Source organism: Arthrobacter sp. NicSoilB8 (assembly GCF_019977355.1).
Lineage (GTDB): Bacteria > Actinomycetota > Actinomycetes > Actinomycetales > Micrococcaceae > Arthrobacter.
On the sequence record NZ_AP024655.1, the window covers coordinates 3112527 to 3137084 of the forward strand.

Annotated in this window: 21 protein-coding genes; 8 read left to right on the forward strand and 13 right to left on the reverse strand. The window is 66.3% G+C overall.

All coding sequences use genetic code 11. The features are described from left to right. Positions 1-6: 6 nt before the first annotated feature. From rnc to coaD, 4 genes are all read right to left on the reverse strand, one after another. Complete coding sequence (rnc, locus tag LDO15_RS14030) at positions 7-741, reverse strand: ribonuclease III (RefSeq protein ID WP_223979593.1); 735 nt, start codon at positions 739-741, stop codon at positions 7-9. A 21-nt stretch (positions 742-762) separates the two neighbouring features. Further along, positions 763-966, reverse strand: coding sequence for a 50S ribosomal protein L32 (gene rpmF / locus LDO15_RS14035; RefSeq protein WP_056738282.1), 204 nt, complete (start codon positions 964-966; stop codon positions 763-765). A 36-nt stretch (positions 967-1002) separates the two neighbouring features. Beyond that, entirely contained in the window at positions 1003-1527 is a 525-nt protein-coding gene (locus tag LDO15_RS14040) for a YceD family protein (RefSeq protein WP_223987388.1), read from the reverse strand. 176 nt (positions 1528-1703) lie between these two features. Continuing rightward, positions 1704-2204 carry a pantetheine-phosphate adenylyltransferase gene (coaD, locus tag LDO15_RS14045; RefSeq protein WP_223979594.1) on the reverse strand — a complete coding sequence of 167 codons (501 nt, stop codon included), beginning with the start codon at positions 2202-2204 and terminating at the stop codon, positions 1704-1706. Positions 2205-2252: 48 nt separating this feature from the next. Between coaD and LDO15_RS14050 the strand changes: the two genes are divergently transcribed. From LDO15_RS14050 to LDO15_RS14060, 3 genes are read left to right on the forward strand one after another with little or no spacing between them, the layout of a single operon-like run. After that, positions 2253-3167, forward strand: coding sequence for an SDR family NAD(P)-dependent oxidoreductase (locus LDO15_RS14050; RefSeq protein WP_346655962.1), 915 nt, complete (start codon positions 2253-2255; stop codon positions 3165-3167). Continuing rightward, positions 3164-4372, forward strand: coding sequence for an aminotransferase class I/II-fold pyridoxal phosphate-dependent enzyme (locus LDO15_RS14055; protein ID WP_223979595.1), 1209 nt, complete (start codon positions 3164-3166; stop codon positions 4370-4372). Before LDO15_RS14050 ends, LDO15_RS14055 begins: the two co-directional genes overlap by 4 nt. 2 nt (positions 4373-4374) lie before the next feature. After that, positions 4375-5160: a fused MFS/spermidine synthase gene (locus tag LDO15_RS14060; protein WP_223979596.1), complete on the forward strand. Its 786-nt coding sequence runs from the start codon at positions 4375-4377 to the stop codon at positions 5158-5160. Positions 5161-5224: 64 nt separating this feature from the next. On the opposite strand, the gene rsmD is transcribed toward LDO15_RS14060, so the two are convergent. The 5 genes from rsmD to LDO15_RS14085 all read right to left on the reverse strand — a co-directional run bounded on the left by rsmD (position 5225) and on the right by LDO15_RS14085 (position 13018). Continuing rightward, positions 5225-5815, reverse strand: a complete 591-nt coding sequence (rsmD, locus tag LDO15_RS14065) for a 16S rRNA (guanine(966)-N(2))-methyltransferase RsmD (RefSeq protein ID WP_223979597.1) — start codon at positions 5813-5815, stop codon at positions 5225-5227. Positions 5816-5839: 24 nt separating this feature from the next. Beyond that, positions 5840-8089: an ATP-dependent DNA helicase RecG gene (locus LDO15_RS14070; RefSeq protein ID WP_223979598.1), complete on the reverse strand. Its 2250-nt coding sequence runs from the start codon at positions 8087-8089 to the stop codon at positions 5840-5842. After that, entirely contained in the window at positions 8079-9269 is a 1191-nt protein-coding gene (locus LDO15_RS14075) for a DAK2 domain-containing protein (protein ID WP_223987394.1), read from the reverse strand. Before LDO15_RS14075 ends, LDO15_RS14070 begins: the two co-directional genes overlap by 11 nt. Before the next feature lie 22 nt (positions 9270-9291). Continuing rightward, positions 9292-10335, reverse strand: a complete 1044-nt coding sequence (thiL, locus tag LDO15_RS14080) for a thiamine-phosphate kinase (protein WP_223987397.1) — start codon at positions 10333-10335, stop codon at positions 9292-9294. A gap of 226 nt (positions 10336-10561) precedes the next feature. Continuing rightward, positions 10562-13018 carry a hypothetical protein gene (locus tag LDO15_RS14085; RefSeq protein WP_223979599.1) on the reverse strand — a complete coding sequence of 819 codons (2457 nt, stop codon included), beginning with the start codon at positions 13016-13018 and terminating at the stop codon, positions 10562-10564. 446 nt (positions 13019-13464) lie between these two features. On the opposite strand from LDO15_RS14085, the gene LDO15_RS14090 reads away from it, so the two are divergent. The 5 genes from LDO15_RS14090 (at position 13465) to LDO15_RS14115 (ending at position 18000) form a co-directional block, all read left to right on the forward strand. Next, positions 13465-14052, forward strand: a complete 588-nt coding sequence (locus tag LDO15_RS14090; protein WP_223979600.1) for a YdcF family protein — start codon at positions 13465-13467, stop codon at positions 14050-14052. Between the two features lie 163 nt (positions 14053-14215). Continuing rightward, positions 14216-14542, forward strand: coding sequence for a hypothetical protein (locus LDO15_RS14095; RefSeq protein ID WP_223979601.1), 327 nt, complete (start codon positions 14216-14218; stop codon positions 14540-14542). A gap of 50 nt (positions 14543-14592) precedes the next feature. Then, complete coding sequence (gene wecB / locus LDO15_RS14100; protein ID WP_223979602.1) at positions 14593-15738, forward strand: UDP-N-acetylglucosamine 2-epimerase (non-hydrolyzing); 1146 nt, start codon at positions 14593-14595, stop codon at positions 15736-15738. Positions 15739-15931: 193 nt separating this feature from the next. Then, a complete protein-coding gene (locus LDO15_RS14110) occupies positions 15932-16864 on the forward strand; it encodes a glycosyl hydrolase (protein WP_263428171.1) in 933 nt (310 codons plus the stop codon). Between the two features lie 272 nt (positions 16865-17136). Beyond that, positions 17137-18000, forward strand: a complete 864-nt coding sequence (locus LDO15_RS14115; protein ID WP_223979603.1) for a glycosyl hydrolase — start codon at positions 17137-17139, stop codon at positions 17998-18000. Between the two features lie 145 nt (positions 18001-18145). Here LDO15_RS14115 and LDO15_RS14120 read toward each other — a convergent pair whose 3' ends face one another. The 4 genes from LDO15_RS14120 to LDO15_RS14135 all read right to left on the reverse strand — a co-directional run bounded on the left by LDO15_RS14120 (position 18146) and on the right by LDO15_RS14135 (position 24405). Continuing rightward, positions 18146-19432: a UDP-glucose/GDP-mannose dehydrogenase family protein gene (locus tag LDO15_RS14120; RefSeq protein ID WP_263428172.1), complete on the reverse strand. Its 1287-nt coding sequence runs from the start codon at positions 19430-19432 to the stop codon at positions 18146-18148. A gap of 221 nt (positions 19433-19653) precedes the next feature. Next, positions 19654-20973, reverse strand: coding sequence for a glycosyltransferase 61 family protein (locus LDO15_RS14125; RefSeq protein ID WP_223979605.1), 1320 nt, complete (start codon positions 20971-20973; stop codon positions 19654-19656). A gap of 65 nt (positions 20974-21038) precedes the next feature. Beyond that, positions 21039-23732, reverse strand: coding sequence for a glycosyltransferase (locus LDO15_RS14130; RefSeq protein ID WP_223979606.1), 2694 nt, complete (start codon positions 23730-23732; stop codon positions 21039-21041). A 22-nt stretch (positions 23733-23754) separates the two neighbouring features. Beyond that, the gene (locus LDO15_RS14135; RefSeq protein WP_223979607.1) at positions 23755-24405 is read right to left on the reverse strand and encodes a hypothetical protein; all 651 of its coding nucleotides are present in this window, start codon (positions 24403-24405) and stop codon (positions 23755-23757) included. Positions 24406-24558: the final 153 nt, after the last annotated feature.

Consider the following 24558-nt stretch of genomic DNA (forward strand, 5'->3'; position numbering starts at 1 on the left):
CGCCGCCTAGCTGCCGGTCTGGGTCTGCAGCTGCTGCGGCTCGGGAGCCGGAGCTGGCGCGGCCGGGGCGGTCAGCCGGCGCCATGCATCGGCGGCGGCTTCCTGCTCGGCTTCCTTTTTGGAGTTTCCGGTGCCGGTGCCGTAGTCCGTGCCGCCGATGCGCAGCACGGCCTCGAACGTCCGGGCGTGGTCCGGTCCGGAGCCTTCGACCGCATAGTTGATGGTCCCGAGCTGCCGGCTGGCCGCCAGCTCCTGGATGGAAGTCTTCCAGTCCGTTCCGGCGCCCAGGGCGGCTGCGTCCTTCAGGAGCGGGCCGATCAGCCGCATGACCAGCTGCCGGGCCGTCTCGATGTCGTTGGAGAGGTAGGTGGCGCCGATCAGGGCCTCCATGGTGTCCGCGAGGATGGAGGCCTTGTTCTTGCCCTCGGTGAGCTTCTCGCCCTGTCCGAGGTAGATGTAGTCGCCCAGCCCGATGCTGCGGCCGATGCCGGCCAGCGCCCGGGTGCTGACCACGGCGGAACGGCGCTTGGCCAAATCGCCTTCGGGCAGCGTGGGGTTGTCACGGTACAGCGCGTCAGTAACGGAGAACCCCAGGATGGAGTCGCCCAGGAACTCGAGCCGTTCGTTGGTGGGAATGCCGCCGTTTTCGTAGGCATAGGAACGGTGTGTGAGCGCAAGACGAAGCGTCCCGGCGTCAATAGTGACACCGAGACGCTTCAGAAGCTCTTCAGTTGAAGACATCTTTTTCAGCCTGTTGGCGGATTAGACGTCTGCGACCTTGCGGCCCTTGTACTCAAGGAACAGCGCAGTGCCAGCCGAGTCGGTAACGACCTTTGCCTGGTGCGGCAGGCTGTAAACAACCTGGCCGTTCTCTACGGTCTTCACCAGGTGGGGGGCAGTTGCCTTCCACTGGGAGCGGCGGGCGCGGGTATTCGAGCGAGACATTTTCCGCTTGGGAACAGCCACGGCTAACTCATTTCTCTCTAGTCCAACACTTACAAATCAGTTTTGCCGGTCAGGCTTAGCCAAGTCAGCCAGGGCGGCCCACCGAGGATCTACGATCTCGTGGTGATGCCCCGGCTCGTCTTCCAGGCGTACTCCACATTCGGAGCAAAGGCCCTGGCAGTCTTCCCGGCACACCGGCTGGAACGGCAGCATGGTTACAACTGCGTCCCGCAACACCGGCTCAAGATCGATTAGATCGTGCTCGACTCGACGTTGCTCTTCTTCGTCTTCTTCGTCCGAGAACACAGCGTCCTCATAAAAGAAAAGTTCTTGCACATTGACCTCAAGGTCATACGCAAGGGGATCCAGGCATCGGCCGCATTCGCCAGTAACTTCGACGAGCGCGGTTCCTGATACCAGAATTCCTTCGTGTACGGCCTCCAGCCGCAGATCCAGCTCGACATCCGAGCCTTCCTGCACGCCAATGAGCGCCACACCAAGATCACTTGGCGCGGGTACATGTTCCGTCAGCGTCCGCATGCTTCCCGGACTGCGTCCGAGGTCCTTGACGTCGAACGCCAGGGGCGAACTAGCATCTCGTTTAATGAGAACTCCTGTTGAACATATGACCGACGTACTATCTTAGCCTGAACTTCCGGACGGACTCAAACCGGGCAATGGCCAGCAGCATGACACTGCCGAACCGGCCCCGGATCGGGCCGCGCAACCGGCAGCAGGCCGCCGAGTACCGGTCAAGCTTACACTTTGCGCACGTGGTTCTGGACCGGCTCGCCCGGACCCAGCCGTTTCAGCACGGACCGGGGAACAAAATCCGAGACATCCCCGCCCAGGGAGAAGACTTCTTTGATGAGGGTGGAGGACAGGTGCAGGTAGTGGCTTTCCGCCGGGAGGAACACCGTCTCGACGCCGGTCAGCTGCCGGTTCATCGTGGCCATCGGCAGTTCGTAGTCGAAGTCCGAGGAGGACCGCAGGCCCTTGACGATTGCGGAGACGCCGCGCTGCCGGCAGTACTCGGCCAGGAGCCCCTCCCCCACGGGTTCGACCACTATGCCGCGCAATGACGCGAACGTTTCCCTGGCCATGTCGATCCGGTCCTCAAGGCTGAAGCGGTACTTCTTGGCGTAGTTGGTGGACACGGCCACGATCACCTCGTCGAAGAGGCCCGCGGCACGCGCAATGACTTCGAGGTGTCCATTGTGAATGGGGTCAAAGGAGCCAGGGCATACAGCGCGTCTCATGGTCCGAACCTACCGTATTCGCGCCGCGGGCCGGGATACCATGGCTGAATGTCAGCATCGAGCAAGCGCTTCGTCCTGCCTTTCAGCGTCCTGCCTTTCAGCGCCCAGCCCGTCACCTCGCAGCCCTTCAGCGTAGACGGCGGCGTGGTCCTGGTCACCGGCGCCGCCATGGGCATGGGCCGGCTGTACGCGCTCCGCGCCGCCAGGGAAGGCGCCGCGGTGGTGATCCTTTGGGATGTCGACGCCGATGCCCTGGCCGGCACTGCCGCTGAAGTGGCGGCCCTCGGCGCCCGCGCCGTCCCCCGGACGGTGGACCTGGCAGACCGAACGGCCATCGCCGACGCGGCGCTCGAAGCCCGCGCGGAGGGGCCGCTGGCGCTGCTGGTGAACAACGCCGGAATCGTCCGCGGCGCATACTTCTGGGACCACGCCCCGGACCGCGACATCGCCCTGACCATGGAGATCAACGCCCTGGCCCCCATGTATGTCACCCTCGCGTTCCTGCCGGACATGATGGCCGACGCCGGCCGGCCGCGCCGGATCCTCAATGTCGCGTCCGCCGCCGGCACGGTCTCGAATCCGCGGATGAGCGTTTACGCGGCCTCCAAATGGGCGGTCATCGGCTGGAGCGATTCCCTCCGGCTCGAACTTGAGCACCAGGGCTACGGCCACGTGAAAGTCACCACGTTCTGCCCCAGCTACATCTCTACGGGCATGTTCGCGGGAGCCCGCGGCCCGCTGCTGACCCCGCTCATGACCCCCGAGGACGCCGTGGACCGGGCCTGGCGGGCAACCCTCGCCGGGCAGCCGCAGCTGATTGCCCCGGCAATGGCCAAGCTGGGCAAGGTGCTCAAGGGCATCCTGCCGGTGCGGGCCTGGGACTTCGTGGGCGGGAAGGTTTTTGGGATCTATTCCACGATGGACCGGTTCACCGGCAGGGACGAGAAGGCGGCCACCCGATGAACTCCCGAATGCCGCTGCCGTGGCAGCGCGCCGCGACCGGCGCCAATCTGCTCTCCCCCGACGGTTCCCTCGGCGTCACGATTTTCGAGGAGATGACCACCCTGGCCCTCAGCACGGGCGCCATCAACCTCGGCCAGGGCTTCCCGGACGAGGACGGCCCCGTGGAGATCAAGGAGGCCGCCCAGGCCGCCATCGCCGCCGGAGCCAACCAGTACGCGCCCGGCAAGGGCATCCTGCCGCTGCGGGAGGCGATCGCGGTCCACCAGCAGCGGTTCTACGGGCTGGCTCCCGATCCGCAGACCGAGATCATCGTCACCACCGGCGCCACCGAGGCAATCGCCGCCGCGCTGCTTGCACTGGTGGGCCCGGGAGACGAGGTGCTCACGTTCGAGCCGTTCTACGACTCCTACGGCGCCATCATCGGGCTCTCCGGCGCCACACACGTCACGGCCCCGCTCCTGGCCCCGGATTTCATGCCGGACCTCGCCGCGCTCGAGGCCGCCTTCAGCCCGCGCACCAAGGTGGTGCTGATCAACAACCCGCACAACCCCACCGGCGCGGTGTTCCCCCGCGAGGTGCTTCAGCGCGTCGTCGAACTCGCCCGGAAGCACGACGCCGTCATCGTCACCGACGAAGTGTACGAGCACCTGACCTTTGGGGTGCGGCACATCCCGATGGCCACCCTGCCCGGCGCGGCGGAGCGCACGCTGACCATTTCCTCGGCCGGCAAGACCTTCTCCTTTACCGGCTGGAAGATCGGCTGGCTGTCCGGACCGGAGCATCTCGTGGCCGCCGCCCGGACCGTCAAGCAGTTCCTGAGCTACAGTTCCGGCACGCCGTTCCAGGCCGCGATCGCGGTGGGGCTGGGCCTTCCGGACGAGTTCTACACCGGCATTGCCGACACCCTCCGGTACAAGCGGGACATCCTCAGCGAGGGACTCCGCGCGGCCGGCCTCGACGTCCTGACGCCGCAGGGGACCTACTTCGTCAACGTGGACACCTCGCCGCTGGGGATCACCGATTCCGTGGAGCTGGCCCGCAGGCTCCCGGCCCTCGTGGGCGTCGCCGCGATCCCGGTGCCGGTGTTCTGCCACGCCGACGGCGCCGAGCGCACCCGCAGCCTGCTGCGCTTCGCCTTCTGCAAGCAGCTGTACGTGCTCGAGGAGGCCGCCGAGCGGCTGGCGACCTTGCGCGACAGGCTGTGACGATGGCGGAGCAGCAGCCTGGCGGCTCGCGGTTTCTGCGGACCACGGGGCAGCACGCCGAGATCGAACCGGATCCATTTACCGACGGCGGCTATGTGCTGAGCATCGGCGGCGCGGAGCAGTCCCACGTCAATCTGGCCGATCCCGCGGACATCTTCTACGAATACCTGCGCAGGATCGGGCATGTGGTGGACCTCGCCGCCCCGTGGGGCGAGCCGGTCACCGCGCTGCACCTGGGCGCGGGCGCCCTGACCCTGGCCCGCTACATCCAGGCCACCCGGCCCGGCTCGGTGCAGTATGCCGTCGAGCTGGAGCGGGAACTGCTGGACTTCGTGCTGGCGCAGCTGCCCCTGCCGGAGGGAACGCAGCTGCACACGGTGATCGGCGACGCCCGTGACGCCCTCGCCGCGCTTCCGGCGGAACTGCGCTTCGACGTCGTGATCCTGGACATCTTCTCCGGGCCGGAGGCGCCGGAACATATCGCGTGCGCCGGGTTCTACCAGGAGGCGGCGGCCCGGCTGACGCCGCGGGGCGTACTGATTGTCAACGTCGGCGACGAACCCGGACTGACCCTGGTGCGCAGCCAGGTCGCGGCCCTGCGCCAGGCCATGACCGGCGTCGCGGCCGTCGCGGAAACCGGAATGTTCACCGGCAGGTACCCCGGGAACATCATCCTGGCCGGGACGCAGGGGCCGTGGCCGGAGGCCTGGACAGCGGCGCTCACCGCGCGCGGCCCGCACCCGGCCAAGGTGCTCGCCGGCGTGGAGCTGGACGTGCTGGCGGGATAGCCCCGCCTCCCAGTCCGAGGCCTGCAGCCAGGTCAACCTGCAGGCAGATCAGCCTGCAGCGAGGTTAGTCAGTCTCGTCGCCGGACGTCACACCGGGTTCGGCGAACCACAGCCGGGTTTCGCCGTACTTCTTCTCCGCAAACCGTTCCATGCCCTCGGGCCAGGCCGGCTCGGGGGTCCGGGATGAGCGTTCCACCACCACCACGGCGCCCTCGTCCAGGTGCGGCGCCAGCTTGGCGAGCACGGCGGCGAGAGCAGGCTCGTCCAGGGGATAGGGCGGGTCCAGGAACACCAGGTCCCAGAGCACAGCATCGGCGGTCCGTTCCAGGAACGACTCGACCTTGGAGCGGTGCACGGAGACCACCTTGCGGCCTGCCACGGTGTTGACCAGGTCCGCGTTCTTCTGGCAGACGGCGCTGGCCTTGGCATCGAATTCGACCAGGTCCACGGAGCCGGCGCCGCGGCTGCCGCTCTCCACGCCCAGCGAGCCCGATCCCGCATACAGGTCCAGGACCCGGGCGCCGGCAATGACATTGAAGGCGTCGAGCCGGGAGAACAGCGCCTCCTTGACGCGGTCCGTCGTGGGCCGCGTCAGGTTTCCCGGGACGGACGTCAGCGGGCTGCCGCCGGCGGCGCCGGCAATGATCCGGCTCATTGCGGATGCCTTTGATGCGTGGTCCTAGCCGCGTTCAAGGAACGCCTCCTTCTCGGGGTTCAGGTATTCGTCGATCGCCGCGGCGAGGCCGGGGTGGGCCGCCAGTGCGGGGTCGGCGGCCACGATCCGCTGGGCGTCCTGCCGGGCCCGGGCAATCACGTCCTCGTGCTCGAGCACGCGCAGCAGCTTCAGCGTGGAGCGCCCGCCGGACTGCGAGGCGCCCAGGATGTCGCCCTCCCGGCGGAGCTTGAGGTCCTCCTGGGACAGCTCGAAGCCGTCGGTGGTGGCTGCCACGGCGTCCAGCCGGCGCCGGCTCGGATGCCCCGGCTCCAGGGTGGTGACCAGCAGGCAGGTTCCGGGCAGCCCGCCGCGGCCCACCCGGCCGCGCAGCTGGTGGAGCTGGGAGATGCCAAAGCGGTCCGCGTCCAGGATCACCATGAGCGTGGCGTTGTGCACGTCCACGCCGACTTCGATCACGGTGGTGGAGACCAGCAGTTTGGTCTCGTTGGCTGTGAAGGCGGCCATGGTCTCGGACTTCAGGCCGGGGTCCTGCCGGCCGTGCAGCGGCGCGACGGATACCCCGGCGAGTGCCGGCTCGTCCAGGAGGTGCTCCACGATGCCGGTGACGGAGGCGAGCTCGCGCGCGCCGTTGTCGGCTTCCAGGTCCGCGGCGGACGGTTCTGCCTCGCCCGGGGTGAAGTCGCCGTCGTCGTCCGTGCCGATCTTCGGACACACCACGTAGACCTGGTGGCCGGCGTCGATCTCCTCCCGCGAGCGGGACCAGATGCGGCCGGCCCACGCAGGGTGCTCCGCGAGCCCCACCACGTGGGTGGAGATCGGCGCGCGGCCCGCGGGGAGCTCGTCCAGCACGGAGGTTTCAAGGTCGCCGAAAACGGTCATGGCCACGGTCCGGGGAATCGGCGTGGCGGTCATGACCAGCAGGTGCGGCGGCTTGCTGGCCTTGGCCCGGAGGGCGTCGCGCTGTTCGACGCCGAAGCGGTGCTGTTCGTCCACCACGATCAGCCCGAGGTCGTAGAAGGAGACGTTGTCGCTGAGCAGGGCGTGGGTGCCGATCACGATTCCGGCCGTCCCGGAGGCGGCGTCCAGCATGGCCTGCTTCCGGGCCGCGGTGGGCATGGAGCCGGTGAGGAGGGTGACCTGGACGGCGTCCGGGCCGAAGCCGCCGAGCAGCCCGTCCCGGGAGAGGGGTCCGAGCGTGCGCCGGATGGAGTCATAGTGCTGGGCGGCGAGGACTTCGGTGGGGGCGAGCAGGGCAGCCTGTCCCCCGGCGTCCACCACCTGCAGCATGGCGCGCAGGGCCACGATGGTCTTGCCGGAGCCCACCTCGCCCTGGAGCAGCCGGTTCATGGGCGAGTCCTGGGCGAGCTCCGCGGCGAGCGTCTTGCCGACGGCGGCCTGGCCGGCGGTCAGCGTGAACGGCAGCTGGCGGTCGAAGGCGGTCAGCAGCCCGTCCGGTGCCGGGCGCCGGGCTGTCGCTTCCTCGGCGGCCAACTGGGCGCGGCGGCGGGCCAGGGCCGACTGGAGCACCAGGGCTTCCTGGTAGCGGAAGCGGTCCCTGGCGCGCTGCCAGTCCGCCGGTGTTTGCGGGGCGTGGATCAGCCGGTAGGCGTCCGCGACCGGCAGGAACTTCTCCCGCGCAGCGATTTCCGTGGGCAGCGGATCACCGAGGGACTCGAGCTCCGCGGTGTCCAGCAGCGTCGAGATGACCTTCTGGATGGACCAGCTGGTGAGTTTCGCGGTCGCCGGGTACACCGGGATCGGCATGGCCGCGAGCTTCTCCGGGTCCATGCCCGGGGTGTCGGGGTCCTCGTCGAGCAACAGGAATTCGGGGTTGGTCAGGCCGAGCGATCCGCCGTAGCGCGTGACCTTGCCGGAAAACATCGCGCGCCGGCCCGGGTGGAGTTCGGCCTTCGCCCGGAAGCCGTTGAAGAAGCTGACTTTCAGCGTGCCCGGAAGGCCGCCGCCCGTGCGCGCAGAAGCGGTCCCGGCGTCGTCGGAGATCACGACGTCGGTGAGGGAACCCCGCCGGGCGCGCATGGCCCGGGTGCTGCTGGAGACCACCCGGGCAATGAGGGTGACGTCCTCGTCCAGCGGGACCTCGCTGATGGGTGTGAGCTCGCCCCGGCTGAGGTAGCGGCGGGGGAAGTAGTTCAGCAGCTCACCAACAGTGGTGATGCCGAGATGTTTTTCGATGACGGCCGCGGAGCGCTTGCCAATGCGGCGTTCCAGGCCCAGTTCAAGTTCAGCGTGCATATCCGTCGGGGTTTCGGGGTTCGGCGGCGGGTGCCGGAGCAACGGTGGCGGCAACGGTGGCGGCGACGGCGGCCGCGGCAGTTGCGGCCTCGGTGTCCGGATCGCGCGGCAGTGCGAGCTCGCTCACGGAAATGTCCGTGGGCTCGCCCAGGGAACGGATCAGTGCGACGGCCGGTGCGGCATCCAGGACGTGGACGTGGACACGCCAGCGGTACTGTCCGGCGGCATCGGCGGTGCCGCCGACCTGGCTCATGATCACGGAGTCGCCCATTTCGTCGAGCCGCTGCCGCATCATGGCGGCGTCCAGCGGGGACAGCGAGATGGTGCACATGACTTCGACGCCCTCATCGCGCGGCATGCCGACGTGGATGTGCGGATCCTGGACGTCGTAGCCGTGCAGCCCGTCCAGCAGTTCGCTCTGGAGCTCTTCGCCCAGCACGGCGGACCGGAGGCAGTCCAGGATCAGGAGCATGCCCACGCCGCCGGCGTCCACCACGTGGGCGGCGTGCAGGGCCTCGAGCTGGTCCTCCGTGCGCACCACGGCGGCCAGGGCGGCCTCGACGGCGGCATCCAGGGCCAGGCCCAGGGTCTGGTTGCTGTCATCGCCGTCGTGCGCGGAGTCCACGGCGGCCGCCGCGCGGGCGGCGGCTTCCATGACGGACAGCATGGTGCCGGGCACGGGATCGCTCAGCGCGGACCAGGCCCGGATCTGGGCCCGGTTCAGGGCCGCGGCCAGCAGGGGCGAGCTGATCCGGGTGTGTCCGGCCAGCGGTTCGGCGGCGGCGCAGAGGAACACGGCAAACAGTGTTCCCGAATTGCCGCGGGCCTGTTCCATGGCGGCCTGGCCGGCCAGCGCCAGGACGGCGCCGACGTCATGCTGGGCGGGGTCCGGTGCGGCGACCGCGTGCTGTGTCGTGTGCTGGGTAGTGTGCTGTGTCGCGTGCTGCGCGGTGTCCGCGGAGGAGTGTCCCGCGCTGTGCGGGGACCGGCGCAAGGATGTGTCCGTGCCGGCGCGGCCGCCGACGGCGTCCGTTCCGTGCGCGGCGTGGGCTGCGGCCCGGGCGGTCAGGTAGAGGTTGGTGCCGGTGTCGCCGTCGGCCACCGGAAAGATGTTGATGGCGTTCAGGCGGTCGCTGTGGTTTCCGAGCGTGGTTTCCGCCTTGACCAACCACCGCTTCATCGCTTGCGCGTTGGCGGCAATTTTAGTCTGCAAAGTGATCCCATCCCACAGCGTCAGCGGGCCTGCCCGCGATCTTTACTCCCGTGCTTTCCGATGGTGCAGGGGCCTCTACCGAGCCTATCGCAGTGAAACCGGCAGGGAGCTGAAGCCCCGGGGGGAATGTGGCCAGCAGCCCGTGGTCTTCGCCGCCGCCGAGCACCCAGGACATCGGGTCTGCCCCCAGGAGCTCCGAGGCCGGCAGCAGCGGAACAACCAGCTCCTTCAGGGCCGCGGCGTCCAGGTTCAGCACCGCGTGGCTGGCCGCCGCCATCCGGTTACCGTCCCGGACCAGGCCGTCCGAGATGTCCATCAGGGCGGACGCGCCCGATTCACGGGCCACGGGGCCGGCGGCGAGCGGCGGCTGCGGCCTGCACTGGGTGTCCATGAGGGCCCGCTGCCCGGCGCTCAGGTCCCCCACGCGAATGTCCGACTCCAGCAGTGCCAGCCCGGCGGCGGCCCGGCCCACCGTTCCCGCCAGTGCCACGGTGTCCCCGGGCCGGGCTCCGGAACGCAGCACGGGTTCCCGGCCGTCAAGGGTGCCCAGGATCGCCACGCTGACGGCCAGTTCGCGGCCGCGGCCGAGGTCGCCGCCGGCCACCGTGCAGCCTGCGGCGCCCAGGCCCCTGATTCCGGCCATGAGGCCGTCCGCGAAATCCTCCACCCAGGAGACAAGGGTTTCCGGCGGCATGGTCAGGCTCACCACAAGGGAGGTGGCCCGGGCCCCCATGGCATTGATGTCGCTGAGGTTTTGTGCGGCAGCCTTCCAGCCGACGTCGTACCCGCTGGTCCGGTAGCCGTTGTTCCACTCGAGCCGGAAGTCCTGGTCCGCCACCTGGGTGTCGATGCTGACCACTGTCCGCCCGTCCGGCGCCGCGACGATCGCGGCGTCGTCGCCCGGGCCCAGCAGCAAGGACGTCGCCGCCCCCGGGCCACCGGCGGGCTCCGGGGCAATGAGCCGCGGGAAGATGCAGGCCAGCAGCTGGGATTCCGAGAGCCGGCCCACGGTCAGTGCGGCGTCCGCCGGCAGGGGTTCGGACACAGAAGACTCGGGCACAGGAGTCTCGGACACAGGAGTCTCGGACACAGGAGTCTCGGATTCAGCAGTTTCAGGCACAGAACTACGCTACCGCGCGGGACTGACGCCGCCGAACAGTGAGAGACTGCCGGACAGGGAGACTGCCGGACAGGGAGACTGCCGAGAAGTGATGCCGCAGGACTGTGGCAGGGCCGGCATGGGCCCTGCCACGAGCACGCTAGAACGTGGTCTTCAGGCAGCCGAACTGGGTGTTGCCGGACGACATCCCGGCGACGCCCAGCCCCCACGCGCAGACGGTGTACACGCCGCGTTTCGTCACCGGAATGACAATCCGGTAGCCGTGATTGCCGTTGATTTGCATGACCGAGTTGACGTCGGCCCTGTACCGGTTGGCCACATAGGCCGTGCCCTTCGTGGTCCCGTCGGGAGACGTGACGTAGAGGTGGACGGGAATGTTCGCCCGCGTCATTCCCGGGTCCACTCCCCAGCCGCTGGCCACGAGCGCGGATCCGGTCCCGCCAAGCTGGACCTTGACGGACTCCAGGTACCCGATCGGCGCCGGCGTGGCCGCAACACTCACCGTCGAGCAGCCCAGGAGGCTGTTGCCCAGCGGGAAGACGCTGACGGCGATGCCGTAGGCGCAGATCTTGTAGCTGCCCGGCGTCGTGACCGGCAGCGCCACGCGGTAGCCGTGGTTTCCGGTGGTTCCCATGACCTGGTTGACGTCCGCGCGGGACTGGTTGGCGGTATAGGCGGAGCTTTTGGTCACTCCCTTGGGATCAGTGACGTAAAGGTGCACCGGGATGGACGCGGCCGGGGTTCCGCGGTCCAGGGTCCACCCGGTGACCGTGATGGTTGCCGTCGGCGCGTCCGTCTTGACCACGGTGCTCTCCAGGAAACCGGACGGCGCCGGCGTTGCCTTCGGCGTCACGGATTTGCAGCCCAGCAGGCTGTTGCCCTGGCTGAACGCAGTGACGGCTATGCCGTAGGCGCACACCTTGTACGCGCCGCTCGTTGTCACGGGGATGTCCCAGCCGAAGCCGTGGTTTCCTGTCACGGACATCACGGTGTTGACGTCGCTGCGGCTTTTGTTGGCGGTGATGGCTTTCGACGTCGTGTTGCCCGCCGGGTCCGTCACGTAGAGGTGCACCGGAATGGATGCGGCGGGCGTCCCCGGATCATAGCTCCAGCCCGTGGCCCGCAGCACCGTCACGCCGCTGGCCCTGGTGAGGGTCAGCGACTCGAGATACCCGGCCGTGGCCGGCGAGCCGGCAAGGGTCAGGGACCGGCAGCCCAGGTCCGCGGTCTCGGCACTGCCCAGGGCGTATACGCAGACCTTGTATACACCGGCGGCGGTCAGGTCGAAGGACCGGGAGAACCCGTGGTTGCCCGTCACCTTCATGATGGTGTTGACGTCCGGGCGGGCCTGGTTGGCGGCCACGGCATAGCCCGTTGCGGTACCGCCGGGCGGAGTCACATAGATGTGGACCGTGGATGATTCGGAGGACTTGGCGGAGTCGTAGGCCCAGCCGGAGACGTTCAGCGTGGCCTTGGTACCGGAGCGGGTGATGGCCGCGGACTCGACGTAGCCCACGGCGGGTGCGCCGGGCGGTCGGATGGTCACGGCGGCCGAGGTGTTGCTGACGGAATCGATGCTCACCTTGGTGCCGGCGTGCGTGGTGAACGTCTGCCCTGCCTGCCAGGCCTGGGTGTTGCTGTAGTAGCCGTTGAAGGCGGACCCGCGGGTGTCCGGCGGGAGCAGGATCGAGGAGTTGCCTCCGCCCTGCTGGGTGATCTTCACGCCGCGGTTTCCGGACTGCGCAATGACGGCGTCGTAGCCCACCGGAGCCCGGAGCTCCAGGTAGTAGACCTCACCGGACTTCGGGTCCGTGAACTTCGCGGCCCGGTTGGCGCCATCGCCGGCCCAGGGCGTCAGGGTCACCTGGCGGGGGCCGGACAGGGTGCCGAGGTTGGTGATCTCGTTGCCGTTGCCGAACCGGCCCATCTCCCACAGGCTCGCGCTGATTTCCGGCATGAGGTCCCAGTGCGAGATCCCCATCAGGTCCAGGTTGTCGCCGTAGGGCTTGATGCTGCAGGTGGGATCGGCGAATCCGGCGTAGGGTCCGGAGGCCACGTCCATGGCGCCGCTGCCGCACAGCAGGCTGTTGGCGTGGTCCATGCCCAGGGCGTGCCCGAACTCATGCGTCAGCACGGGAGTCGAGAGCCGGCTGTTCTGCGGCATCAGGATGCGCCCGCCGGTACTGCCGTTGCTGTAGGTCATGCCCGCGGTGCCGTTGCTCAGGTACGCGCCCGGGATGAAGATCACCAGCGCGGTGTAGGACTGCTGCGTCCAGCCCAGTTCTTGGGAGACGATGTCCACGATCTGCGACGGCGACTGGGTGGATTTGGCGGCGGACTTGTGCAGCAGGCGTGAGGAGCTCAGCGCAATGTCCACACGGCCCGCGGTGGCGTGGGCCCAGTAGCGGTTGGCCGCGCTGAGCGAGGCCTTCGCCGCGGCCATCGGCACTGCGGCGTCCGTCTCCGCCGCCGACTTGTCGGCCAGCTGCACCGTCACCAGGGTGGTCTTCAAGGTGCCCGCCAGCGGCGCGCTCACATACGTGTACTCGCTCTTCGCCTCGTTGACCGGCAGCTCGGGACGGACAAAGTCATCCACCTGCCCCTGAGGGTTCGGATCCGACACCCCTGGCACAGCGGCTGGCACAGCGGCTGGTACAGCGGCGGACACGGCACCGGCGGAAACGGCAGCCGCCGACGCAGAAACCCCCGCCAAGGCACCGGCGGACACCTGTCCGGCGGCCTGAACGTCAACAGCGGCCACAGCGGTCTGCGGCAAGGTTGCTGCCAGCATCACGGCGGCAATCACGGTTGCCGCTATGTTTAGTTTTCGCAAGATTGCTCGCTTAGGGGTGAGACCGCAGGTGGAGACCTGGTGGTGGGAGCGACGTAAGGTGCCTATAGCATAAACGCCAATTCACTTCTGTCACCCCACTAACTTTGATCTCCAAAATCACAACTGCATCACGCCTTTTCTTTTCAAGCTTTTGCGCAGCGCGGACGCACCATTTCGCCACCTGAACACCGCGTGCCAAACTCTTAGCCGTGCCTTCTTCCGTCACCGCGGTGAATACCGCCACCCGCAGGGTGCTCGCCTTCGCCGTCGGAGGCCTCATGCTGTGGCTGATCATTGCCCTTCAACTGTTCGTGAACGTGGATCCGCTCAGCGTGCACCGGACGGACGCTGTCATCATGCTGGGCGGTGCGGCCTCCGAGCGCCTGCCGGTGGCCCGTCAGATCCAGTCCGAGTTCCACGTTCCGGTTCTGGTGCTCTCGCACACCGACACGTTCGGCAACCGCGTCGCCGATGAGGCCTGCAATTCAGCGGCCTTCCCCAACCCCGCGGTGATCTGTTTCAGGCCCCCGGACCTGGACACACGGGGGGAAGCACGGGCAATCTCGCGGCTGATCCAGGCCAACGGCTGGAAGTCAGTCACGGTGGTGACCTCCAGTTACCACGTCACCCGTGCCGGGCGCCTGATCGGCCAGTGCACGACGGCGGACGTACAGATGGTTGCCTCGCACCCTGACCTGGATCTGGGCCAGTGGATCCGGCGGTTCGTGATCGAAACCGGGGGCCTGCTGGACGTTTCCCTCAGGCCTGAATGCGCCAATCACGGTGCGGAAATGTAACAATTGAACCTCATCCGGTTGAACTGGTCAGCCGGTTCGGGCATCTGACCGAGGCGAGGAGGACACGCTGGACCACTCTCCCGACGGCGCTCCCCCGCTGGCTGCCGCACCCCGGCACCTGCGCCGGCGACGCCTGCACACGGAGATCCCGGACGCCCTCCTGGTGCCCGGGGCGGAGCCGCTTCCGCTCACCGAACCGCCGGCCGAGGCGCCGGCCCCTCAGAGCCCTGACCCTGCAGAACCGGACACCACAGAGCAGGCCGCGGAAGGCCAGTACCCCGCAAGCGAAGACGCCGCAGGCGAGGAAGCCGCAGACGCGGCCGCTGCAGCCCGGGACAAAGAGGCCCGGGACAAAGAGGCACAGGACAAAGAGGCCCAGCAACTCGCCCGTGACAAGCTCTACCGGCGCAAGCGGCGGGTGGCCCTGGTGGCCGTCCTCGTTGTCGCCATCGCCGTGCCGGCAATCGTACTGGCCCTGCTGCTCGGCTGAAGCCGGGCCACAAACCTTAGCAACCGTTCGCACACCCTTGGGGATAAACCATGCACAGCATCATGCCGATCTTCGGAACAAGGCCGGAAGCCATCAAAATGGCGCCGATCGTCAGCGCGCTGCAGGAGTCTCCGCTCTTCCGGTGCATCGTGACGGTCACGGGACAGCACCGCGAGATGCTGGACCAGGTCAACGAACTGTTCGGCATTGTTCCGGACCATGACCTCAACATCCTGCAGCAGGGCCAGTCACTGTCGGCCATCATGACGCGGACCATTGACGGGCTGGAGAAGCTCTTCGCCGCCGCCCGTCCGGACGCCGTCGTGGTCCAGGGCGACACCACCACGTCCACGGCCGCCGCCATTGCGGCCTTCTACCACGGCATCCCGGTGGTCCATGTCGAGGCCGGGCTGCGCAGCGGAGACCTGCTCTCGCCGTTCCCGGAGGAAGCCAACCGGAAGATCACCAGCCAGATCACCCGCCTGCACCTGGCGCCCACTTCCACCAGCAGGGAAAATCTGCTGCGGGAAGGCATTAGCCCGGAGGACATCGTGGTGACCGGAAACACCGTGATCGATGCCCTTCTGGCCACGGTGGACAAGCAGCTGCCCTTCACCGACCCCCGGTTGGAAGAACTGGCAGCCAGCGGCCGCCCGGTCCTGCTGGTCACCACTCACCGGCGCGAAAACCAGGGCGAATCGATGCGCAGTGTAGGGCGGGCCCTGGCCCGGATCGCCGACGCCGAGCCGGACCTCGTGATCGTCCTGCCCGCCCACAAGAATCCCGTGGTGCGCGAGGCAGTGCTTCCCGCGCTGGAGGGCAAAGCCAATGTCCTGGTCACGGAGCCGCTGGCCTACGGCGAGTTCACCCGGCTGCTGTCCCGGGCGCGCATCGTCCTCACCGACTCGGGCGGAGTGCAGGAGGAAGCCCCCAGCCTCGGCAAGCCGGTCCTGGTGATGCGCGACAACACCGAACGGCCCGAGGCCCTCGAGGCCGGCACTGTGAAGCTGATCGGCACGGACGAGGAGCGGATTGTCACCGAGGTGACCCGTCTCCTGCACGATTCCGCGCACTTTGCCGCCATGGCAAACGCCGTGAACCCGTACGGCGACGGCAAGGCTGCCGCGCGGACAGTGGCTGCCATTGAAGAGCTGCTCGGCGTCGGCTACCGGACCGCGGAGTTTGGCGAGGCGTAGACGGGTGCCGACCGCCTGCTGGGACGCCCGAAGGCCGCCTGACCTCGGAAGACATGTCGATCAGGCGGGGCGTTTCGTGAAACAATGAGTGTTCAGCAGGCAAGGATGCGGGTTGCCCGGATTTGCGTTCTCTGAGTACGAAACCGGCCCCCCGGATTCAGGCTCGATTTCGCCACAACTCCAGGGGGTGCACGTGGACCGCAGGACGTTCCTCGCCGTTCCCCTTGCCGTCGCGGCAGCCGCCCTGGCCGCCTGTACGCCCGAGCCGCCGGCACCGGCACCGCACGGCACGTCTGCCCCGGCAGTGCCGCCAACGCCCAAGGCCTCCCCCACGCCCAAGGCAGCCCCGTCAACACCGCAGGTGACCCCGCCAACACCCGAGGTTGGCCTCAAAGGCGTCGGCATGACCGGAATCAAGGAATTCGGCGCCAAGCAGCTGGATGCGCTCAACGTGGGCTGGTACTACACATGGGGCGCCGACTTCCCCGCCCTGAAGCTGGCCGCCACTCCTGCCCCTGAATTCGTGCCGATGGTCTGGGGGAAATCAACGTTGCGGAACAAGGCCATTGCGGAAATCCGGTCTGAGCTTGAAGTGTCCCGCGCCCGGCACCTGCTCGGCTTCAACGAACCCGACCACAAGGGCCAGGCTGACATGTCTGTCAGCACGGCCATCAAACTGTGGCCCCAGCTGGAACGGGCCGGCCTCAGGCTGGGGTCGCCGGCTCCGGTCCAGGCCCTGGGCGATTGGCTCAAGCAGTTCATGGACGCCGCCGCCGCGAAGGACCTGCGGGTGGACTTCGTCACCATGCATCACTACGCGCCGCCCCGCGCAGACTCGTTCCTCAGAACGGTCCAGAAACTCCATGAACGCTATGGGAAGCCGGTCTGGATCACCGAATTCGCCGTAGCCGACTGGAAAGCCACCGCAACGTCCCCCACCCGGTTCACGGAGAAGCAGATTCTGGCTTTCATGAGCGAGACCGTTGCCGGGCTCCGGGAGATGCCCTACGTGGAGCGCTTCGCGTGGAAGACCAGGGCCCATGACGATCCGATCATGGGCGCGTCCGCCCTGCTGCGCGCTGACGGCTCCCTCTCCCCCACAGGCGAGCTGTACCGGTCTCTCTAGGACCCGTCCCAGGCCGTGCCGGGGGCGCTGAAGGCGCACCGGAAAACTGCGCATTTCCTGTGTATATCCGGGATTTTCCGGCGTGTTCCCCGTGCTAAGTTGACTCCAGCCTCAGCTGAATCAGGGACCACACAGGCCAGAGCAGTCACTCGTCAATGCCGCCGTTCGAGCGCGGAATCCGTCGGGACGCACCCGCTTCCGGTTTTTGCGTCCCTGCACCGGTCATGGGGCGCCGGTCATGGAGCCCAGCCAACCTTCCACGAAAGGAACTCATGGAACGCCGTAAGTTTCTTGCCATGCCCCTCGCCGCGCTGGCGGCGCCCGGAGCCCTGCTCGCCGCCAGCGCGGGATCCGCCCGGGCCGCCGCAATCCCGGCAGCAGTCCCGTCTGTCACCTTGCCCGCTGACACGCTCAAGGGCTTCGGGTGGGGCGGGAAAGACGCCCTGGCACTCCAGCAAATCAAGAGCCTCAAGTTGGACTGGCATTACACCTGGGGATCGCATTACAACGTCACCACCAACCCGGCCTTCGTCCCCATGATCAAGAGCGAGAGGACCCTGCTGGAGCAGGACGCCATCGGCTGGGTTACGCGGCAGCTGGGGGAAACAAGAACCAAGCACCTGCTGGGCTTTAACGAGCCGGACAACCGCGCCCAGGCGAACATGTCCGTCGACAGGGCCATCCAGCTTTGGCCCAAACTGCAGGCGACCGGGCTGCGGCTCGGATCCCCGGCGCCTGCGGGTACGGCGAGCCCCTGGCTTGCGGAGTTCATGGCCAAGGCCAAAAAGAAGGGGCTGCGGGTCGATTTCATGACCATGCACCGCTATGCCTGGCCCAAGGCCGACGACTTCCTCAAAAAGGTGACGGAACTGCATGAGCGTTACGGCAAGCCCGTCTGGGTGACTGAGTACGCGGTGGCCGACTGGGATGCGACGTCCAGCAGGCCCTGCGTGTATTCCCGGGCCCAGACCGAGGATTTCATGCGCGCCACGGTCGCCGGCCTGCGTGCCATGCCGTTCGTCGAGCGATTCGCGTGGAAGACCCGGCCGGCCGGCGACATCAAAATGGGCTGCTCCGCCCTGTTCCACACGAACGGCACCCTCACCACCACCGGGAAGCTCTACGCGTCCCTATGAGGCACTGAGCGCCCCTCGGGCGGCAGAGGGACCACCTAGGGATCCGGCCGGGGCCCGCTAACGCCAAAAGGATCCCACCGGAGCGTTTTAGCCCGGTGGGATCCTTTTGTGTTGCGGGTGCTGTATCAGCTTCGCTGACGGGCTCCTAGTTGGCTCCGCTGAGCTCCAACAGTTCGCTCTTGTGGCCGAGTGAGACGATGTCCCAGCCCGCAGCGTTCCACTTCTCGTGATCCAGGACGTTGCGGCCGTCAAACATGCGCTTGCGCGACACCGTTGCCGCCAGCTCGGCGGGATCGACATTCACGAATTCGGACCATTCCGTCAGCAGCATGACCAGGTCGGCGTCCGCCACGGCCGTGGCCAGGGAGTCGACGTAGTTCAGCCGCGGGTACCGCTTGGCAGCGTTCGCGTTGGCCGCGGGGTCATAGACGCTGACGTCGGCCCCGCTGTTGAACAGCCTGGCAGCCACGTCCAGCGCCGGTGAATCGCGGACGTCATCGCTGTTGGGCTTGAATGCGACGCCGAGGACGGCGACCCGCTTGCCTTCCAGGGTGCCCAGCAGTGTTTCTGCGACGTGGACAGCACGGTCACGGCGGCGGAGGTTCACTTCGTCGACTTCGTTCAGGAAGCGCATAGTGGTGTCCAGACCAAGTTCGGAGACCCTGGCCTGGAGCGCCCGGATGTCCTTGGGCAGGCAGCCGCCGCCGAAGCCGATGCCGGCGTTGAGGAACCGGCGGCCGATGCGGGCATCGAGCCCGATCGCGTCGGCCAGCGTACGGATGTTGCCGCCGACGGTCTCCGTGACCTCGGAGAAAGCATTGATGAAGGAGATTTTGGTTGCCAGGAAGGCGTTAGCGGCGACCTTCACCAGTTCAGCCGTCTCGAAGTCCGTGGAGATGAACGGGGTCTCGCGGCTGATGGCGTCGGCGTAGACCTCGCGCAGCGTCTTTTCGGCGGCCGCGGAATCCACGCCAATGACGAGGCGGTCGGGACGCAGGGTGTCCTCCACGGCGAAGCCCTCGCGCAGGAACTCGGGGTTCCAGGCGAAGTTGACCGTCACGCCGTCGCGCGATTCTTCGGCGACGAGGCCCTTGAGGCGGCGTGCGGAGCCCACCGGAACAGTGGACTTTCCAACGATGAGGGAGTCCTTCGTGGCGGCGCGGGCGATCGCCGCCACCGAGGCGTCCACGTACGTCATGTCGGCGGCGTGCTCGCCGGCCCGTTGCGGGGTGCCGACGGCGATGAAGTGGACGTCGCCGAAGGCGCCGGCCTCCTCAAACGAGGTGGTGAAGCGCAGGCGGCCGGATTCCGTGTGCTTGCGCAGGAGCTCCGGCAGGCCGGGCTCGTGGATGGGCAGTTCGCCCCGGCTGAGGCTGTCGATCTTTTCTTTGTCAACGTCGACGCCCAGGACTTCGAATCCCAGTTCAGCCATGCATGCCGCATGGGTCGCGCCGAGGTATCCCGTACCGATAACGGTTAGTCGTAGTGTCACTAGTCCCCCAGTAGCTGCAGTTCATGTCATTGTCTTAGGCGCGGATGGCGCACCCAAACGCGTCCACTATATATCGGCACCTCGAAAAAACAGATTTCGCGGCCGCCGATCCTTGCCGGTCAGGGTCCGGGGGCCGGTCCCCGGGCCCCACCCGGCGCCAGTCAAGCTACCGGGGCAATAATCCGGGCTACCCGTGCTGAGAGCGTCTTGTTGACAGCGGACATGGCCTTGTCGACGTCGGCCACCGAGACGCCCCATGCCCTGTCGTACTTGCTCGCAGTAAGGTCGATTGGCGACCCGAGGACGACCTCAAGCCGGGCTCCCGTGGTCTGGTGGATGAGCACGTCGTCCTTGAGATAGAAGTTCCGCGGCCCCACAACCAGGTTGTGTGCTCCCGGTAACTGGAATGCGGCCAAGTACATCTGGCTCCCTACGCATCCGGCGAGTGAGACAGATTCCGCGGCCAGCCTGACCTGCTCGTGCACTGGCAGTTTTTCGGGCTGGACTATCTCGTAGCCCGCCGTCTGGAAGTAAGCTTCAACGTCTGCCTCATTGGTCAGGGGACGCTGTCCGTGGGCCGATCTGGAGAGATAGACCTTCCGATACGGCGTGGCTGGCTGTGAATTAGCGGCCATGGTCCGCCACACCTTCTCTTGCAGCCGGGTAATCCAGCGATGGGTGCGCATGGCCATATCGGGGACGATGAGGTGCTCAACAACATCATGGGCAGAGGCGTGCGTGATGCGCTCTTTAGGGACCCCGGCCAACTCCAAAAGCGCGACGCTGTGGTCGGCGAGGTCCGGTTCGAAGACGAGAAAGTTAATTTCTGACCGCAGGGCATCATTCATCAGATCCAGCGCCCATGCCCGCGACACGCCTTCGACGAGGTTATGGCCGAAGTGGCGATGGACGTTACCCAGGAAGTAGTAGCTTCCCTTCAACTCGCGGGAGTCCGGGGCCTGCTTAAGCTGCAGGCCGGCCGGTGTGAGGGTCAGGTAGTCGGTGGCAATGCTGTTGTTGCCGTCCAGCACCCCGTACGACGCAGGGATCATGGCGCCATCGGCGGTCAGCAGCAACTGTCCGCCGTTATGGCCTTCGACCGGTGCGCCGGCTTCACACGACTCGATCGACCTTGCTGTAATCCGGCCTCCGAAGACGTGAGCGCGCTCAAGCATCCATAGGGATGGAATTATTACCGGTTCGGCTTTTTGGAGCCAGCAGTCCGGCATCATCTGATCATGGGCGCCCTGCGGGTCTCCAAGCGGCTCCTTGATGGCCTCGAGCAGGGTCCGCGGCGGGGCTGGGTCGATCACGGCGCAGGAACCGTCCACCGCCAGCCGGGCAACGGAGGCGGAGTCCGGCTGGGGCCGGCCGACCGACCCGGGCACCGCCAGCCGGGCCGGCGGCATCGAAGACGCGTCCAGTTGCGGCAGGATCCGTCCGGGCGCGAGGGGGTCACGCCCGGCAGAGGATTCAGTCATGATTGCGAGATTACAGGAACATGCCGGTCCCTGATGAGCCGAACCAGGCTTGGCGCCCGCTTTGGCTACGCCTGGTCCAATCCGGCAGTAACAACGGCATCATTGTTGCGCTCCCCCGGAAGCTGGTTGTCCCCAAGTCCGGCGATAGTTTGCAGCCAGGCCTGGAGGTACTCACGGTCGAACCGCTGCCCTGAATTGGCGCTGAAGTCGAACGAGACCAAATTCTTCGCGAACGGTTCCGCGAGATTTGCCAGCGAGGCGGAGCGCGAGATCACCAAGTCGCAGGCCTGCAGCAGCGCCACTACGACGGCGCTTTCCAGGTGTCCCGCGCCCTCAGCGGCGAGGCGGTCGTCGTCAAGGTCGAAGACAAGCCGTCGATCGGAAATCCTCGAGAGTTCCAGTACTCGCCTGGCCGTGTCGTTATCCAAAGCCGAGGCTGAAACGACGACCGAGGCGTACTGCGTTGCGTCGGCGCCGCTGATCAGGTCGTTGACAACGAGGCGGCGCACCAAGCCGAGTCGGGATAGGTGGATGCTGCCCAGTAGCGACTGCAGGCTCTGGCCGTCAGAACGGGCCGCCGAGTCCGTCGGGGCGGAATCCAAGACTCCAAGAATCGGAGGCAGATCCTGGCCGTGCATGTGTTTGGAGTAAAGCATCGCGTAGTCCTGGCCCATGGTGACGTCAGAACGAATCGCGTCCCGTGGGACTGCGGCACGGAGCACGGGCCATTCCTCCGGCGCCGTGGCAAGGGCGAGGATCTGCTGGACAGCCAAGTCCGGGTCCAGGGAAACTACCTGGCCGCCGCCATGAAGCCGAATCCGGTCAGCCGGCGCCCCGATATCCGTTGAAAGGACTGGAACGCCGAACGCCCAGGCCTCGGTGACTGTATGGGAATACGTCTCTGGCCAGACGGAGAAGATTCCGACGAAGTCCGGGTCAACTTCCCGGGCGAGTGAAGCATAGTTGGCCCGCGTGAACTCGCCGTGCCCGATGACAAGGTCTCCGAGGCTCTTGCTGTTCTTGCCAAAGCCGTGCCACTCAACATGCGGACTCGTTCGCCGCACCAACTCCTGGATGAGGTCTATGCCCTTTTGCGGCGCCCAGTTTGCCGGGAGCATGACCCGCATGGGGCCGGGCAACCGATCGCCCTCGCGCAGGAATCCGATCGCGGACACATCGCGGCCGTGTTCGATCAGTTCCAGCTTGCCCTGATAGGCCGGGTAATTGTCCGCGTAGATCGAAGCCGCGGAAGGAGTTGTTGCAATCACGGCTGACGCGCTGTCGAGGACCCCCGCTGCACGCCGCCTCCACTCGTGGACCCAGTCGTGCTTCAACGACGGAACATTCTTGACGAATGCGGTGGGCAGCGTGCACGTGCCCTCCCCTGGAGTGCACACGCCGCCGCAATATTTCAGCGATTGGTCAAGCAGGTGAATCGTGGGGCAAATGTAGTAGAAGTCATGTGTCGAAAGAATCATCGGGACACTCATCAACCGGCAGACTTCTGGGATTGTTGTCAGCGGTTGATTGACAAGATGCCGAATGTGCACAAGTTCAACATTGTGCCGGAGGATAAGTTCTGCAACGTACTGTGCGTAGTCATCCCGCCATGTGTCGGTCACGTCGAATTTCGGCGTGGGTTTCCACGTCTCGAGCTTGTGGAAGACACCGTCGGTGAACTCATAGAGCGTGATGGCGGTCGCCGTAGCTTCCAACAGCAAGCTGTCCTGGGCGTCGACGAGCTGGGACAGCAGGTCCTTGTTGGTAGCGGGCGTGCCGCCGCCCGAGCGGTGTATGACGTACAGGAGCACAGGCTTGACTGAGCTCGCACGCGCCAGGGATTCACGATGGGAGGAAAAGTCTGTGCGGATCTGTGCCATCTCCGCAGAGGAGTTCCATGCCCGGATGTCGGACGTGTACTCCGGGTGCATGGCGTCCACCGCGTCGCGGCCAACCTGGACCAGCGCGGCCCTGCGTTCTTCGCCGAATGACTGGCTCCGGGCGTGGCCCACCATCACGTGAGGCGCCAAGAGATTCAGGAAGCCGCTCTTAATGGCACGCTGGCAGAAGTCGTTTTCTTCGCCGTAGCCCTGGGGGAATGCCACCTCGTCGAAATCGCCGATTGCGTTGATGAGGTCCCGTCGAACGAACATGCAAAAGCCGTGGCCGGAAGGCAGCTCCATGGACGCGACGTTCACTTTTTTCGCGACGCCACGGCTGACTTCGGCCCAGGTGAGGTGCTCCGGCCATTCATTGAATCTCCCGGGCGTCGGAACGGCCATGGCTCCGGCGTTGTCGGAAACTGCACTGACCGTCCCCACGTTGGCGCGCGAATATGCCGTCCAACGCATCCGGCGAAGCCATCCGGGCCCAACCACGGTGTCGCTGTTCAGCAGGACAACGTCGTCCTCGCCGCCCAGCGCGAAGGCGTGATTCGCTGTTCGCGTATAACCCCAATTTGTCTCGTGGCGGTGCAGTTCAACGGCTCCCGCATCGCTAAAGCCGGCAAGCACCTCCAGAACGGCGGGATCAACGGTCGCGTCATCGATCACGACGACACGGGCGCCGCCCGAGTGCTCCAGCACTGAGCTGATGCACCGCTCAACGACTCGTGCGCCACCGTTGTGGACAGGTATGGTCACCGTGGTGCCGCGCGCGCTTGACAAGCGTGGCAGTAGTTCGGCGACTACTTCGGCGGACCAATTACTCACAACAGGATTACTCAAAATTCTCCCAACACATTTCCGACTACCGGCCAAAGCGCATTCATAGTTGTTAGTGCTAGCTGAACCACGAGCGCAGCCGGTTCCGTATACCTCGCAACACGCGCACGCTTCGGCGGGACCTGAACTTCAAATATCCTTCGAACTGCTTCTCCAAAGCCCTATTCCGCTTCTCCAGGTCTTGGATACGGACCGATTGGGACTTCATGAGGGTTTCCTGGTTGGCCAGTGTGGTTTTCTGCGCCGCCAGTCTCGTCTGCAGAACGGCCGTTTTCTCCGCCTGCTTGGCCAGGTTTCCCCGCTGCCATTGGACTTTGCTTCTCAGGGCAGCCACGTCGGTATCCTGCCGATCCAGCTTGTTCTTCTGCCACACGACTTTGCTTTGCAGGGCATCGTTCTTGCCGGCAAGCTTGGCAATCTGGCTTTTTTGCCAGGAAGTCTTGCTCTGAAGGACCTCGACGTCTTTCGGGTGCAGCTTTGCGGCATTTTCGACTGACGCCTGCTGGCTGGCTGACGCCTCGTTGACGCGAGCCAGCTTCTCCACCTTGGTTTCCAGCTTTTCAACTTGCTTCAGCAGGGAGGTGATTCTCGCAGCCCGCAGAGCGGCGCTTTTCTGATATGCCATGGCAAGGTCAGCCGGGTCAAGCAACCACTCAATAGGTGTTTCGGCTTCAGCACCGGGGTCCATCGCGTTCTGGTGGATGGCCACATGATTCGATGATTTCAAATTTTCTCCCGGTGTTGTTCAGCCAGTCAGTTCAAATTGATCAGCGACGATGCTGGGGAACCACGGAAGCGGCTTCAAAAGTGGAGTCAGAGACTCAATCCAGCCGACACTCAGTACGATCTGAGTCACCCTCTG

Coding starts and splice junctions, on each gene's coding strand:
- LDO15_RS14120 (WP_263428172.1), bottom strand. CDS start 19,432: ATGGCTGAACTGGGATTCGAAGTCCTGGGCGTCGACGTTGACAAAGAA.
- LDO15_RS14070 (WP_223979598.1), bottom strand. CDS start 8,089: ATGCACGCTGAACTTGAACTGGGCCTGGAACGCCGCATTGGCAAGCGC.
- rsmD (WP_223979597.1), bottom strand. CDS start 5,815: ATGAGCCGGATCATTGCCGGCGCCGCCGGCGGCAGCCCGCTGACGTCC.
- LDO15_RS14115 (WP_223979603.1), top strand. CDS start 17,137: ATGGAACGCCGTAAGTTTCTTGCCATGCCCCTCGCCGCGCTGGCGGCG.
- LDO15_RS14050 (WP_346655962.1), top strand. CDS start 2,253: ATGTCAGCATCGAGCAAGCGCTTCGTCCTGCCTTTCAGCGTCCTGCCT.
- LDO15_RS14055 (WP_223979595.1), top strand. CDS start 3,164: ATGAACTCCCGAATGCCGCTGCCGTGGCAGCGCGCCGCGACCGGCGCC.
- LDO15_RS14125 (WP_223979605.1), bottom strand. CDS start 20,973: ATGACTGAATCCTCTGCCGGGCGTGACCCCCTCGCGCCCGGACGGATC.
- coaD (WP_223979594.1), bottom strand. CDS start 2,204: ATGAGACGCGCTGTATGCCCTGGCTCCTTTGACCCCATTCACAATGGA.
- rnc (WP_223979593.1), bottom strand. CDS start 741: ATGTCTTCAACTGAAGAGCTTCTGAAGCGTCTCGGTGTCACTATTGAC.
- LDO15_RS14075 (WP_223987394.1), bottom strand. CDS start 9,269: ATGAAGCGGTGGTTGGTCAAGGCGGAAACCACGCTCGGAAACCACAGC.
- LDO15_RS14060 (WP_223979596.1), top strand. CDS start 4,375: ATGGCGGAGCAGCAGCCTGGCGGCTCGCGGTTTCTGCGGACCACGGGG.
- wecB (WP_223979602.1), top strand. CDS start 14,593: ATGCACAGCATCATGCCGATCTTCGGAACAAGGCCGGAAGCCATCAAA.